Here is a 13,306-nt window from a genome sequence, read left to right on the forward strand (position 1 = left end):
GCCTGTAGCAAGGAAAGACCAATGAGACGAGTTCTTCTAGCCACCCTGATGGCCGCCCTTCCCGCCGCAGCCATGGCTGCCGATGCCGAACATGTGGTCGAGGCCCGCAAGGGCTATTTCTCCCTCGTGGCTCTCGAATTCGGGCCGCTTGCCGCGATGGCCAAGGGCGAGATGCCCTATGATGCCGCGGCCGCCAAGGCGCATGCGTCCGATCTCGTGACCCTGACCAAATACGATCCCTCCGACCTCTACGCCCCCGGCACCTCGGCGGACGATGTGAAGGGCACGGCCGCGAAGGCCGCGATCTGGCAGGATGCAGATGGCTTCCAGGCGAAGGGCATGGCCTTCTTCGAGGCGGTGGCGGCCCTCGAACCTGCGGCCGGCGCGGGCCAGAAGGAGCTGGCCGCCGCCGTGGGCAAGGTCGGCGGCACCTGCAAATCCTGCCACGACGACTTCCGGGTGAAGAGATAAGCCATGAGCAGCCCGGACATCCCCTCCCCCGCCGTCGAGACCGTCCGCATCTGGGACCCGCTCCTGCGGCTCTTCCACTGGGCACTGGCCGCCACGGTCGTTCTGGCCTGGGGCCTCGGCAAGTTCGGCCCGGACATCATGACGCTGCATTTCTACGCGGGATATGCGGTGATCGGGCTGCTCGCCTTCCGCCTGCTCTGGGCGCTGGTGGGGCCGCGCCCTGCCCGCTTCTCGAGCTTCGTCTACCGCCCGCGCGAGATCCTCGCCTATGCGGCGGAGGCCTGGCGGCCGCGCCCCTCCTACTGGCGGGGGCACAACCCGCTGGGCGGGCTCTTCATCGTCGTGCTCATCGCGGTGCTCGCGCTGCAGGCGCTGACGGGGCTCGTGGCCGACCCGGACGATTTCGTGAATGTGGGGCCGCTGGCCGCCTCGGTGCCCTCCTGGGTCTCGGGAAGCGCGCCCGGCTGGCACGAGCTGCTGGGCAACCTGACGCTCGCCCTCGTGGCGCTCCATCTCGGCGCCATCGCCTTCTACAAGCTCTGGAAGCACGAGGATCTGATCCGGCCGATGCTGACCGGCCGCAAGACCGTCCGCCGCGGTTGACCGCTGAAGGGCGCCTTTCGGGGCGCCCCTCCCGCGCCCCGGGCCTCAGACCTGCAGCCCGTAGCCCGAGAATTTCTCGATCACCGCCGCGATCTGCGCCTCCGACAGGATCCGCACCTCGCCCAGTTGCAGGCAGCCCAGATACTGCCGGGCCAGCGTCTCGACCTCGACCGCCGTCCAGAGCGTACGCGCCAGCGACGGGCCGATGGCGATCATGCCGTGATGCTCGAGGAGACAGGCCAGCCGCCCGTCCAGCGCCGCCACCGCATGATGCGACAGCTCTTCCGAGCCGTAGATGGCATAGGGCGCCACCCGGATCGTCGGCCCGCCCGCCGCGGCGATCATGTAGTGAATGGCCGGGATCTCGCGATTGAGGATGGCGAGCGTGGTGCAGGCCAGCGGATGTGCATGCACCACCGCCTGCGCCTCGGGCCGGGCCGCGAGGATGTCGCGGTGGAAGCGCCATTCGCTCGAGGGCCGGTGGCGGCCGGTGGCCGTCCCGTCCATGGCGAGAAAGACGATGTCCTCGGGCGCGAGCTTCTCGTAGGCGATGGCGGTGGGGGTGATGAGCAGTCCCTCGCCATGCCGCACCGAGATATTGCCCGAGGTGCCCTGATTGAGCCCCGAGCGGTTCATCTCGAGGCAGGCCGCGATGATCGCCTCGCGCTTCGTCCGTTCGTCCGCGTCCATGACAGCCTCCTGCATCCCGGGCGCAGGCCTAGACCCGGTCCCCGCCCGGGTCAAAGCCGCGCGACGTCGCACGGGCAGCCTGACCGGGAGAGCCGCCACCCAGAGGCCAGTCACCCTGAGGCGACGTGGCCCCGCCGGGTGCGCCTGCGGCCCGGCCCGTGATCGGCGCCGACCGTGCGCTGGCGCAACGTCGGGGTCGTCGCGCGTGCCTACGCAAGTTCGCCGGGGATCTGGTCGCGCACATGCATCTGGAGAATGAAGTGCTCTTCCCGCGCTTCGAGCGCCCGGCCGCCGCTTGACCTTCCGACGTGGCGCGGGGACAAGCGTCGTCAGTGTCCCTGAAAGGTTCTACCTGTGCCCGCGCCGCTTTCCCGTCCGAGACTGGCCGTAGCCATCGTGGCCCTCGCCGCCATCCTTCTCGCGCTCGTGCAGCTCGAACGGGCGCGGATCGGGATCGAGCGGATCCCGCTCGCGGTGGGCGACACCCCGGCCACGCTCTACCGCCTCGAAGGTGACGCAGAGGCGCCGCTCGCCGTCGTGACCCATGGCTTCGGCGGCTCGCGCCAGATGATGGAGGCGATCTCGCTGACGCTCGCCCGGGCGGGCCTTGCGGTCGTTTCCTTCGACTTCCGCGGTCAGGGGCGGAGCGCGATCCCGATGTCGCCCGACGCCTTCCCGAACGAGGCGGGATCGAGCGGCACAACCGTCCAGCTCGTGCGCCAGACGCTCGAGGTGGTGGAGGCAGCCCGCGCGCTGCCCGGCATCGCGGGGCCTCCGGCGCTGATCGGCCATTCCATGGCGACCGACATCCTCGTGCGCGCCGCAGACCGGCTGCCCGAGGTGGGGCCTGTCGCGCTCATCTCGGCCTATTCGCGGCAGGTGACGCCCGAGACGCCGGCGCGGCTCCTGATCCTCTCGGGCCAGCGCGAGGGCGGCCTGCGCGAGGTCGCGCTCGAGATGGCGCGGCAGGTGGCGCCCGACGCGGCCGAAGGCGAGACGGTGCGGGCGGGCGCCGTCGAGCGGCGCGCATCGGTCGCGCCCTATGTGGGCCATGCGGGCGTGCTCTGGAGCCCCACCACGCTCCGCGAGCTGCGGGACTGGCTCGCGCCCGGACGCGACACGCCGGTGGCGGCGACGGGGCCCTGGATCCTTCTTCTCCTCGGGGGGATCGTGGCGCTGGTCTGGCCCGCAGCGGCCCTTCTGCCCGCGCGGGGGCGGCCCGGGCCGGACGTGGGGTGGCGCTTCTTCGCCGTCCTCCTGCTCGCGCCCGCCCTGCCCGCCGCGCTGCTTGCGCTGAACTTCGGTGCGTCGGTGCTGGGGCTTGCGGGGATCGGGCGGATCGCGCTCTTCTTCGGGGTCTGGGGCGGGGTGCAGCTCGCGCTCCTTGCCCATTACCGTGGGCTCGACCGGCGGATCGACGCGGCGGCGCTGGCGCTCCTCCTCGGCGCAAGCCTCCTCTTCGCGCTTGCCATGGACCGCTATGCGGCGGCCTTCCTGCCCACGGGACCGCGGGTGCCGCTGATGGCGCTGATGGCCTGCGGCACACTGCCCTTCATGCTGGCGCATGCCCATCTGGCACGCGAGGCGGGGATCGCGCGGCGGATCCTCCTCGCCCTCGCCCCGCTGCTGGCTCTGGGCGGCGCCATCGCGGTCGAGCCCGAGCGGCTCGGCCTCTCCTTCACCGTCCTGCCCGTGTTCCTGCTGTTCCTGCTCGTCTTCGGCAGCATGGGCCGCTGGATCGGCCGTTTCACCGGCCCGATGACCATCGGTCTCGGGTTGGGCCTCGTGCTGGCCTGGTCCTTCGCCGCCTCGACACCGCTGTTCGGCGCAGCCTCGCGGCTCGTCTTCTGAAGAGCGGAGGCGGTTCCGAGAACCGGAACAGGTCCGGCATCCGGGAATCCGATCCGTCGCGCCCCGGACGCAGGGTCCGCTCTCAGCCTGCGGGAGGGGATGTCCGCGTTTCCCGCCTTCAACCCCGACGTCAGCCCGCGGGCGCCCAGATCACCTCATCAATCCGCGGCGCGCCGGTGGCCAGCATCACCAGACGGTCGAAGCCCATCGCGATGCCGCTTGCCGGCGGCATGAGGGCCAGCGCCTCGAGGAACTCCTCGTCGAGCGGATAGGTCTCGCCATAGACCCGCTCCTTCTCGGCCATCTCGGCCTCGAAGCGGCGGCGCTGCTCGGCGGGATCGGTGAGCTCGCCGAAGCCGTTGGCGAGCTCCACGCCGCAGGCATAGAGCTCGAACCGCTCGGCCACCCGGGCATCGTCGGGCGCACGGCGGGCCAGCGCCGCCTCGGCCGCCGGGTAACGGTCGAGAATGGTGGGGCGCCCTTGGCCCAGGTGCGGCTCGACCTTCTCGACGAGCACCCGGCTCAGCATGTCCGACCAGCCGTCGTCCGCCCCGGCCGTCAGGCCCGCGTGAGCCATCGCCCGCCGCAGGGCCTCCGCATCGGGCAGGCCCTGCGCATCGACCGTGGCCAGCAGGTCGATGCCCGCATGGCGCGCGAAGGCCTCGGCCACCGACAGCCGCTCGGGCGCCGCGAAAGGATCGCAGGTCCGGTCGCGGAAGCGGAGCTTGCGCGCGCCGGCCGCCTCGGCGGCCAGCCGCAGGAAGGCCGCGCAATCGGCCATCAGCACCTCGTAGCCCTCGCCCACCCGATACCATTCGAGCATCGTGAATTCCGGCGAATGGAGAACGCCCCGCTCGCGGTTGCGCCAGACATGGGAGAAGGCCGCGATCCGCGTCTCGCCGGCGGCCAGCAGCTTCTTCATCGCGAATTCGGGCGAGGTATGCAGATACATCCGCCGCCCCTGCCCGTCATTGCCGATGGCTTCGGTGGCAAACCCGTGCAGATGCGCCTCGTTGCCCGGCGAGACCTGGAGAGCGGCCGGATCGACCTCGACGAACCCCTCGGCCCCGAGCCAGCCGCGGAGCGCGGACTGGATGCGGTTGCGCGCCAGAAGCAGCGGGCGGCGGTCGGCGTGACGGTGGGGCTGCCACCACGAGGAAGCGGACATTCGGCGGCTTTCGGCTGGAAATTCTGGCGCGGATGGGATAGGCGCACGGCCAATGCTGCGCGTTCTACGACGCGCCCCCTCCCATCGCAAGGAAGAGACCCGTGAAAGTCATCGCCTCGAGCCTCCGCAAGGGCAATGTCGTCGACATCGACGGCCGGCTCTATGTCGTCCTCACCGCCCAGAACTTCCATCCCGGCAAGGGCACGCCGGTGACGCAGGTCGACATGCGGCGGATCTCGGACGGCACCAAGGTCTCGGAACGCTGGAAGACCACCGAACAGGTCGAGCGGGCCACGGTGGACGAGCGCGAATACGACTTCCTCTACGAGGACGGCGAGGGCTATCACTTCATGGAGCCGGTGAGCTACGATCAGGTCGTGGTCTCGCCCGACGTGGTGGGCGACGGCAAGGTGTTCCTGACCGAAGGGATGCGCGTCTATCTGCAGACCCACAACGACGTGGCGATCTCGATCGAATTCCCGCAGAAGGTCACGGTCGAGATCACCGAGACCGAGCCTGTGGTGAAGGGCCAGACGGCGTCTTCCTCCTACAAGCCCGCCATGTGCACCAACGGGCTGCGCGTGATGGTGCCGCCGCATATCTCGGCCGGCACGCGCATCGTCATCAACACCGAAGACCTGAGCTACGTCGAGCGCGCGAAGGACTGATCCTCGCGCCGCTCCGGAGCGCTGTCGCCAAGATGCAGAAGGGGCGCCCCGCAGGGCGCCCCTTCCTCATTCCGGGAGAAGGCTGAATTACGTCCCGGAAATCTCCTCGGCCGCGCGGCGGGCGCCCAGCTGCATCAGCCGGGCATGGGCCGCGGCCACGCCGGGCGCGATCTGCGCAGCCAGAGCCTCGGGGAAGACGGCGCGGAGGGCAAGGAGCGCCTCCACCCCCTCGGCCGCCCGCGCGCGAAGATCGTCCGCCAGCGGGTCCTTGACCTCGATGGGCTGGCCCTTCTCGTCCGTGCCCGAGACGTAGCGCATCCAGCCTGCCACCGCGAGCATCAGCCCCGGCGAGGCGCGCCCCACGGCCGCATTCTCGGCCAGCGTGCCGAGGATGCGCTGCGGCAGCTTCTGGCTGCCGTCCATGGCGATCTGCCAGGTGCGGTGCCGGATCGCCGGGTTGCGGTAGCGCGCCAGAAGCTCGTCGGCATAGGAAGCGAGATCCACCCCCGGCGGCGGCGCAAGCGCGGGGATGATCTCCTCGCGCCAGAGATGCTGGACGAAGACTGCAAAGACCGGATCGGCCACCGTCTCCGAGATCGTCTCGTGCCCGGCGAGATAGCCGAGATAGGCGAGCGAGGAATGGGTGCCGTTCAGCATCCGGAGCTTCATGTGCTCGAAAGGAGTCACGTCCCCCACGAGCTGCACGCCCACGGCGCCGAGATCGGGGCGCGCGCCGTCCACGAAATCGTCCTCGACGACCCACTGGCTGAAGGGCTCGTGCATCACGGGCAGGTTGTCCTCGATGCCCTGCGCCCGGAGCCGCGCGATATCCTCGGGCTTGGTCGCGGGCACGATGCGGTCGACCATGGTCGAGGGGAAGCGTCCCTCCTCCGCGATCCAGTCGGCGAGCGCGGGATCGAGGCGGCGGGCGAGATCGAGCACCACGCCGCGGACGACGCGCCCGTTCTCGGGGAGGTTGTCGCAGCAGAGCACGGTGAAGGGCCGAAGCCCCGCCGCCCGCCGCCGCTCCAGCGCGCGGACGATGTAGCCCGGCGCCGAGCGCGGCAGCGTGTCGGCCATGTCATGGGCGATGTCGGGATGATCGGGGTTCAGCGCGCCTGTTGCCGGATTGTGGCAATAGCCCTTCTCGGTGACGGTCAGGCTCACGATTCTCACGCCCGGATCGGCCATGGCGGCCAGCACCGCCTCGGGGTCCTCGCGGGCCACCAGCACCTGACGCACGACGTCGATCCGCCGGACGGTCTCGCCCTCCGGCCCCTGCTCGACCGCGTGATAGGCAAAGCCCTGCGGCGCCAGCGCATCGCGCATCGTGGGCGACTGGAGGCTCACGCCCAGGATACCCCAGTCGCCGCCCGAGCTCTCCATGGCGCGGGCGACATAGACCGCGCCATGGGCCCGGAAGAAGGCGCCGAGGCCGAGATGGACGATGCCCACGCCGGCGGGGATCGGATCAGCGGGCAAGCCAGCCTCCATCGACATTGAGGATCGCGCCATGGACATAGGCCGCGGCGGGCGAGGCGAGGAAGACCGCGGCGCCCGCGATGTCGTCGGCCTTGCCCCAGCGCCCGGCCGGGATCCGCTCGAGGATCGCGCGGTTGCGCGCCTCGTCGGCGCGGAGCGCCTCGGTGTTGTTGGTCTCGATATAGCCCGGCGCGATGGCGTTCACGTTGATGCCCCTGCCCGCCCATTCGTTGGCGAGCAGCTTCGTGATGCCCGCGACGCCATGTTTGGCGGCCGTGTAGGAGGGCACGCGGATGCCGCCCTGAAAGCTGAGGAGCGAGGCGATGTTCACGATCCGCCCGCCCGTTCCACGCGCCAGCGCCGCGCGGCCGAAGGCCTGACAGGTGAAGAAGAGGGCCTTGAGGTTCACATCCATCACCGCGTCCCAGTCCTCTTCGGTGAACTCCACCGCATCGGCCCGCCGGATGATGCCCGCATTGTTCACGAGGATGTCGATGCGCTCGGCCTCGAACACGTCCCGCGCGGCCATCGGATCGGCGAAGTCGAGCCGCAGCTCGCGCCCGCCGGTCATGGCCACCGTCTCGGCGCAGGAGGAGCGGCCGGCGGCGATCACCTCGGCCCCCGCCCCGGCCAGACCCACCGCGATCGCCTGTCCGATCCCGGTGTTGGCGCCGGTCACCAGCGCGCGCTGCCCCTCGAGCGAGAAGGAGATCACCGCAGATCCTCCATCGCCACCATCTCGACGTCGCGGTAGTCGACATTGTCGCCCGCCATGGCCCAGACGAAGGTGTAGGAGCCGGTGCCGCAGCCGCAGTGGATCGACCACGGCGGCGAGACCACGGCCTCCTCGTTCCTCATCACGAGATGCCGCGTCTCGGAGGGTTCACCCATGAAGTGGAAGACGCGGGCCTCTTCGGCGAGGTCGAAATAGAGATAGGCCTCCATCCGCCGGTCGTGGACATGGGCGGGCATCGTGTTCCAGACCGAGCCGCCGTGGAACTGGGTATAGCCCACCACGAGCTGGCAGGATTGCATGACCTCGGGGTGGATGAACTGGTTGATGGTGCGCTCGTTGGCGGTCTCGGGCGAGCCGAGCTTCACCTTCTTCGCATCCTCGAGCTTCACGAGCCGCGCCGGATGGGCGGTATGGGCGGGCGCGGACAGGATGTAGAACCGTCCCTCGCCCGCGAAGGTCACGGGGCCCGCGCCCATCGGCAGGTAGAGCACGTCGCCGCGGCCCATCTCCCAGCTCTCGCCGCCCGCCGAGACGGTGCCGGCGGCGCCCACGTTCACCACGCCCATCTCGCGCCGGTCGAGGATCGAGGCAGTGCCGGTGGGCTTCACCTCGTCGAGGACGAGCGGCTCGCCCGCGGGCACGGCGCCGCCCACGATCATGCGGTCGTAATGGGTGTAGACGAGGCGGATCTCGCCCGAGCGGAAGAGGTCGCCCATATGGAAGGCCTCACGCAGGCCCGCCGTGTCGAGCTGGCGCGCGGAGACCGGGTCCATTGCGTGACGGATTTCGACATGGGTCATGAGACAGTCCTTTCTGGGATCGCGCCGCCGCAGGAGATCCCGGGCGACAGGAAGGGGACGGCCCCGCAATGCTCCCGACGCCATGCGGAGGGGCCTGCGGGGCCTTTCGGGAACGGGCGCGGGCGTCTCCCGCGCCGCGCGTCAGAGGAAGTCGTCGCGCCGGGGTGCGAAACTGTCGATCAGCGTGCCCGCCTCGAGGCAGCGGCAGCCGTGCTCGATCCCCGACGGGATCATCAGGCTCTCGCCCGGGCCGATCTCGTGCGTCTCGCCCGCAAGGACGAAGGCGAAGCGGCCGGACTGGACGAAGGTCGATTGCACATGCGGATGGCTGTGCAGCCTGCCCTCGGCGCCTTCCTCGAAGCGGAAGGCCACCAGCATCAGCGCGGGATCCTGGGCAAGGACCTGACGGGTCACGCCCGGATCGGTGGGAACGACGGAATACATGGGCACCTCAGCGGAATTGGGCCGGCAGCCAGAGCGACAGCGCCGGGATGTAGGTCACGAGCAGCAGGACGGCGAGGGCCGCCCCGTAGAAGGGCCAGATGGTGCGCATCGCCGTCCAGATCGAGATCCGCCCCACGGCGCAGCCCACGAAGAGCACGGCCCCGACGGGCGGCGTGCAGAGGCCGATCCCGAGGTTCAGGATCAGGATGACGCCGAAATGCACCGGATCCACCCCGAAGGCCTGCGCCACCGGCAGGAAGATCGGCGTCGTGATGACGATCAGCGGCGACATGTCCATGAAGGTGCCGAGCACCAGGAGCGCCACGTTGATGAGCAGCAGGATCACCAGCGGATTGTCCGACAGCCCCTGCATGAAGGCCACCAGCGCCGTCGGCACCTTGAGATAGGCCAGAAGCCAGCCGAACGAGGCCGCGCAGCCGATCACGAGCAGCACCATGGCCGTCGTGCGCACCGCGCCGATGGTGGCATGGACGAACTCGGACCACGTGAGAGTGCGGTAGATCAGGATGGTGACGAGCAGCGCATAGACCACGGCGATGTTGGCGCTTTCCGAGGCGGTGAAGATGCCCGAGCGCACGCCGCCGAAGATCAGCGCGACGAGGATGAGCCCCGGCACGGCGCTCACGAAGATGGCACCGAGCGCGCGCAGCCCCGGAAAGCGCTCGGTCGGATAGCCGCGGCGGCGGGCCACGAAATAGGCCGCCACCATCAGCCCCAGCGCGAGCAGGAGGCCCGGGATGATGCCTGCCGTGAAGAGGTCCGCGATCGAGATCCGGCCGCCCGCGGCGATGGAATAGATGATCATGTTGTGCGAGGGCGGGATCATCAGCGCGATGATCGAGCCCACGACGGTCAGGTTCACGGCATAGTCGACGCCGTAGCCGCGGGCCTTCATCTGCGGCACCATGAGGCCGCCCACCGCCGAGGCATCCGCCGCGGCCGAGCCCGAGACGCCGCCGAACATGACCGAGGCCACGACGTTCACCTGTCCGAGCCCGCCCCGGAGGTGGCCGACCAGCGCGCCTGCCAGCGCCACGAGCCGTCGGGCGATGTCGCCCCGCACCATCAGATCGCCCGAATAGATGAAGAAGGGGATGGCCATCAGCGCATAGACCGAGACGCCCGAGTTGAGGCGCTGGAACACCACGACCGGCGGCAGGCCCAGATAGAGCACGGTGAGGAAACTCGACACGCCGAGGCAGAAGGCGACAGGCGTGCCGATCAGGAGAAGGAAGACGAAGCTTCCGAACAGGATGAAGAGCTCCAACGTCAGGCCCCCGTGGTGGTGGTTTCGGGCTCTTCCGGCGCATCCTCGCCGAAGCGGGCGGTGTGAAGGCCCGCGGCGCGGCGCAGGACGCGCTCGATGGAGAAGAGGACAAGCAGCGTGCCGCCCGAGATCAGCGGCGCGAATTCGAAGCCGCGGCTGATGCCGAGGCCGGGCATGAGATCGTTGGCGGCCCGCGCGGCGAGCGACCAGCCATACCACGCCATGCCGAAGCCGAAGGCCGCCACGAAGAAGTCCGAGATCGTGTGCAGCCAGGGCGCGACAGCCTTGGGCAGGAAATAGAGCAGCACGTCGAAGGACAGGTGATAGCCCTCGCGCACGCCCACGGCCGCGCCGAGGAAGATGAACCAGGCCATGATCATGACCGCGGCCGGTTCCGCCCAGTGCAGGCTGTCGTTCATCACATAGCGCACGAAAACCTGCGCGAAGACGAAGACCGTCATCAGCACGAGGCCCCCGCCCGCGATCCACAGCGCGATCCGCGCCAGCCCCCCCATGACGAGGGCCAGTCTCTTCAATCCGTCCTGCACGTTGCACCTCGCCGGAAGAAACGGACCCGCGGCGCCAGGGCATCGCGGGTCCGAATGTCAGGTCACTGGGTTTCCTGGATCCGCTTCACGAGATCCTGATATTCCGGCTTGGTCACATATTTCTCGTAGACCGGAGCCATCGCCTCGATGAAGGGGGTCTTGTCGATCTCGCGCACGACTTCGGCGCCGGAGGCCACGACCTTCTCTTCCGAGGCCTTCTCCTGCTCGGCCCAGAGCTTGCGCTGCACGGGCTCGGACTCTTCGGCCGCCTGACGCAGCACCTGCTGGTCCTCGGGCGAGAGCGCGTCCCACTTGATCTTCGAGATCGCCACCAGCTCGGGCACCATCAGATGCTGGTCGAGCGTGTAGTATTTCGCCACCTCGAAATGGCCCGAGCTGTCGTAGGACGGCCAGTTGTTCTCGGCCCCGTCGATGACGCCGGTCTGGATCGAGGAATAGACCTCGCCGTAGGGCATCGGCGTCGCATTGGCGCCGAGCGCGGACATCATGTCCACGAAGACGTCCGACTGCATGACGCGGAACTTCATGCCCTTGAGGTCCTCGACCTTGGTGATCGGCTTCTGGCTGTTGTAGAAGCTGCGCGAGCCACCGTCATAGTAGGCCACCGCGATCAGGTCCTTGGCCTCGAAGGCCTTGGCGAGCTCGTCGCCGATCGGGCCGTCCATCACATTGTGCAGATGCTCTTCCGAGCGGAAGAGGTAGGGCAGCGACAGGAGCTGCGCCTCGGGCACGATGTCGTTGAACGAGCCGAACGAGGCGCGCACCATGTCGATCACGCCGAACTGGGTCTGCTCGATCGTGTCCTTCTCTTCGCCGAGCTGCGACGAGGGGAAGACCTCGATGCAGATGCGCCCGTTCGACAGTTCCTTGGCGCGCTCGGCCATGAACTTGACGCCCTCGACGGTCGGATAGCCGTCCGGGTGCGTGTCCGAAGACCGCAGCGTCACCTCGCACTCGGCGAAGGCGGGTGCCGCGAGCGCGGCGCTCGCCAGCAGGGTCGCGATCATTGTTTTTTTCATGGTCTCTCCTCCCTTGATGATCGTCTCAGAGCCTGTAGGCCTCTTTCGCGAGGCGGTAGGCCAGATCGTGCGCCACCTCCGGCGCCTCCTCCGCGTCGAGGCGCCCCGTGGCGACCAGCGTCGCCAGGAAGGCGCAATCCACGCGCCGGGCCACGTCGTGACGGGCCGGGATCGAGCAGAAGGCGCGGGTGTCGTCGTTGAAGCCCACGGTGTTGTAGAAGCCCGCCGTCTCGGTCGTCATCTCGCGGAAGCGGCGCATCCCCTCGGGGCTGTCGTGGAACCACCAGGCGGGGCCGAGCTTCAGCGCGGGATAGACCCCGGCGAGGGGCGCCAGTTCCCGCGCATAGGCGGTCTCGTCCAGCGTGAAGACGATCACCGTCAGCCGCGGATCGCCCCCCACCGCCGACAGAAGCGGGCGCAGCGCGCGGACGTAATCGGTGCGGGTCGGAATGTCGAAGCCCTTGTCGCGGCCGAACCGGTCGAGCACGGGCCGGGAATGGTTGCGGAAGCTGCCCGGATGGATCTGGAGCACCAGCCCGTCCTCGAGGCTCATGCGCGCCATCTCGGTCAGCATCTGGCCGCGGAACGCATCCGCCTCCTCGGCCGTGCAGGCGCCCGTAAGCGCCCTGGCGAAGAGCGCGGCCGCCTCGGCCTGCGGCAGATCCTCGGTCCGCGCCGTCGCATGGCCATGGTCCGAAGAGGTGGCGCCGAACTCCTTGAAATAGGACCGGCGCTTGCGGTGGGCGGCGAGATAGCCTTCCCAGGTCGCGGTATCCTCGCCGGTCAGCTGGCCCAGTTGCGCCACATTCTCCGCAAAGCCCGCGAATTCGGGATCGACCACCGCATCGGGACGGTAGGCCGTGACCACCCTGCCCTGCCAGCCGCTCTCGCGGATCATGCGGTGCCAGCGCAGGTCGTCGAGCGCGCTTTCCGTGGTGGCGATCGCCTCGATCCCGAACCGCTCGAAGAGCGCGCGGGGACGGAACTCGGGCCGCGCGAGGCAATCGGCGATCTGGTCGTAGGCCGCATCCGCCGTTTCGGCCGACAGCCGCTCGTTCACGCCGAACACCTCCGAGAAGGCATGATCGAGCCAGAGCCGCGAGGGCGTGCCGCGGAAGAGATGGAAGTTCGAGGCAAAGAGCCGCCAGATCTTGCGTCCGTCCGTCTCGGTCGGGCCGCCATCGGCGCGCGGCACCCCCATCGCCTCGAGCGGGATGCCCTGCGAATGGAGCATGCGGAAGACGTAATGGTCGGGCGTGACGAAGAGCTGCGCGGGGTCCGGGAAGGGCTCGTTCTCGGCGAACCAGCGCGGGTCTGTGTGCCCATGCGGCGAGATGATCGGCAGATCCTTCACCGTCGCATAGAGCGAGCGGGCCAGTGCCCGGGTGCCCTCATCGACCGGAAACAGCCGATCTTCCTGCAGCAGCCCCATTGCCTTCCGCCTCCTCCCTGCGTCAAGCCTGCATTTATCGGTGGCATTCAGCCGCCGTGTCTGACTAATATGCTAGTATGCTTCA

Annotated in this window: 14 protein-coding genes; 4 read left to right on the forward strand and 10 right to left on the reverse strand. The window is 69.1% G+C overall.

Features of this window, described 5'->3' with window-relative positions:
* The first annotated feature begins 21 nt into the window (after positions 1 to 21).
* Positions 22 to 471 carry a c-type cytochrome gene (locus RSP_RS10660; RefSeq protein ID WP_009566035.1) on the forward strand — a complete coding sequence of 150 codons (450 nt, stop codon included), beginning with the start codon at positions 22 to 24 and terminating at the stop codon, positions 469 to 471.
* 3 nt (positions 472 to 474) lie between these two features.
* Entirely contained in the window at positions 475 to 1,074 is a 600-nt protein-coding gene (locus tag RSP_RS10665; RefSeq protein ID WP_011338252.1) for a cytochrome b/b6 domain-containing protein, read from the forward strand.
* 45 nt (positions 1,075 to 1,119) lie between these two features.
* On the opposite strand, the gene RSP_RS10670 is transcribed toward RSP_RS10665, so the two are convergent.
* Positions 1,120 to 1,764, reverse strand: coding sequence for a class II aldolase/adducin family protein (locus RSP_RS10670; protein ID WP_009566033.1), 645 nt, complete (start codon positions 1,762 to 1,764; stop codon positions 1,120 to 1,122).
* Positions 1,765 to 2,118: 354 nt separating this feature from the next.
* On the opposite strand from RSP_RS10670, the gene RSP_RS10675 reads away from it, so the two are divergent.
* Positions 2,119 to 3,615 carry an alpha/beta hydrolase gene (locus RSP_RS10675; RefSeq protein ID WP_011338253.1) on the forward strand — a complete coding sequence of 499 codons (1,497 nt, stop codon included), beginning with the start codon at positions 2,119 to 2,121 and terminating at the stop codon, positions 3,613 to 3,615.
* 130 nt (positions 3,616 to 3,745) lie between these two features.
* On the opposite strand, the gene epmA is transcribed toward RSP_RS10675, so the two are convergent.
* On the reverse strand, positions 3,746 to 4,783 hold the full coding sequence (gene epmA, locus RSP_RS10680) for an EF-P lysine aminoacylase EpmA (protein ID WP_011338254.1): 1,038 nt from the start codon (positions 4,781 to 4,783) through the stop codon (positions 3,746 to 3,748).
* A 101-nt stretch (positions 4,784 to 4,884) separates the two neighbouring features.
* Between epmA and efp the strand changes: the two genes are divergently transcribed.
* Entirely contained in the window at positions 4,885 to 5,451 is a 567-nt protein-coding gene (gene efp / locus RSP_RS10685; protein WP_002720643.1) for an elongation factor P, read from the forward strand.
* An 87-nt stretch (positions 5,452 to 5,538) separates the two neighbouring features.
* Here the strand turns inward: efp and RSP_RS10690 are convergent, their stop codons facing one another.
* The 8 genes from RSP_RS10690 to uxaC form a co-directional block, all read right to left on the reverse strand.
* Entirely contained in the window at positions 5,539 to 6,933 is a 1,395-nt protein-coding gene (locus RSP_RS10690) for a mannitol dehydrogenase family protein (protein ID WP_017139922.1), read from the reverse strand.
* Positions 6,923 to 7,648 (reverse strand): 2-dehydro-3-deoxy-D-gluconate 5-dehydrogenase KduD, encoded by a 726-nt coding sequence (gene kduD, locus RSP_RS10695; protein ID WP_011338256.1) that lies wholly within the window; start codon positions 7,646 to 7,648, stop codon positions 6,923 to 6,925. Before kduD ends, RSP_RS10690 begins: the two co-directional genes overlap by 11 nt.
* Positions 7,645 to 8,469, reverse strand: a complete 825-nt coding sequence (gene kduI, locus RSP_RS10700; protein WP_002720646.1) for a 5-dehydro-4-deoxy-D-glucuronate isomerase — start codon at positions 8,467 to 8,469, stop codon at positions 7,645 to 7,647. Before kduI ends, kduD begins: the two co-directional genes overlap by 4 nt.
* Positions 8,470 to 8,610: 141 nt before the next feature.
* Positions 8,611 to 8,913 (reverse strand): cupin domain-containing protein, encoded by a 303-nt coding sequence (locus tag RSP_RS10705; RefSeq protein ID WP_011338257.1) that lies wholly within the window; start codon positions 8,911 to 8,913, stop codon positions 8,611 to 8,613.
* Between the two features lie 7 nt (positions 8,914 to 8,920).
* Positions 8,921 to 10,201 (reverse strand): TRAP transporter large permease, encoded by a 1,281-nt coding sequence (locus RSP_RS10710; protein WP_002720648.1) that lies wholly within the window; start codon positions 10,199 to 10,201, stop codon positions 8,921 to 8,923.
* Positions 10,202 to 10,203: 2 nt separating this feature from the next.
* Positions 10,204 to 10,749 carry a TRAP transporter small permease gene (locus RSP_RS10715; RefSeq protein WP_011338258.1) on the reverse strand — a complete coding sequence of 182 codons (546 nt, stop codon included), beginning with the start codon at positions 10,747 to 10,749 and terminating at the stop codon, positions 10,204 to 10,206.
* Positions 10,750 to 10,811: 62 nt separating this feature from the next.
* On the reverse strand, positions 10,812 to 11,789 hold the full coding sequence (locus tag RSP_RS10720) for a TRAP transporter substrate-binding protein (RefSeq protein WP_009566022.1): 978 nt from the start codon (positions 11,787 to 11,789) through the stop codon (positions 10,812 to 10,814).
* Between the two features lie 25 nt (positions 11,790 to 11,814).
* Positions 11,815 to 13,221, reverse strand: a complete 1,407-nt coding sequence (uxaC, locus tag RSP_RS10725; protein ID WP_011338259.1) for a glucuronate isomerase — start codon at positions 13,219 to 13,221, stop codon at positions 11,815 to 11,817.
* Positions 13,222 to 13,306 lie beyond the last annotated feature (85 nt).

The organism is Cereibacter sphaeroides 2.4.1, from assembly GCF_000012905.2.
Taxonomy (GTDB): domain Bacteria; phylum Pseudomonadota; class Alphaproteobacteria; order Rhodobacterales; family Rhodobacteraceae; genus Cereibacter_A; species Cereibacter_A sphaeroides.

Coding starts and splice junctions, on each gene's coding strand:
- RSP_RS10660 (WP_009566035.1), top strand. CDS start 22: ATGAGACGAGTTCTTCTAGCCACCCTGATGGCCGCCCTTCCCGCCGCA.
- RSP_RS10665 (WP_011338252.1), top strand. CDS start 475: ATGAGCAGCCCGGACATCCCCTCCCCCGCCGTCGAGACCGTCCGCATC.
- RSP_RS10670 (WP_009566033.1), bottom strand. CDS start 1,764: ATGGACGCGGACGAACGGACGAAGCGCGAGGCGATCATCGCGGCCTGC.
- epmA (WP_011338254.1), bottom strand. CDS start 4,783: ATGTCCGCTTCCTCGTGGTGGCAGCCCCACCGTCACGCCGACCGCCGC.
- kduI (WP_002720646.1), bottom strand. CDS start 8,469: ATGACCCATGTCGAAATCCGTCACGCAATGGACCCGGTCTCCGCGCGC.
- RSP_RS10705 (WP_011338257.1), bottom strand. CDS start 8,913: ATGTATTCCGTCGTTCCCACCGATCCGGGCGTGACCCGTCAGGTCCTT.
- RSP_RS10720 (WP_009566022.1), bottom strand. CDS start 11,789: ATGAAAAAAACAATGATCGCGACCCTGCTGGCGAGCGCCGCGCTCGCG.
- uxaC (WP_011338259.1), bottom strand. CDS start 13,221: ATGGGGCTGCTGCAGGAAGATCGGCTGTTTCCGGTCGATGAGGGCACC.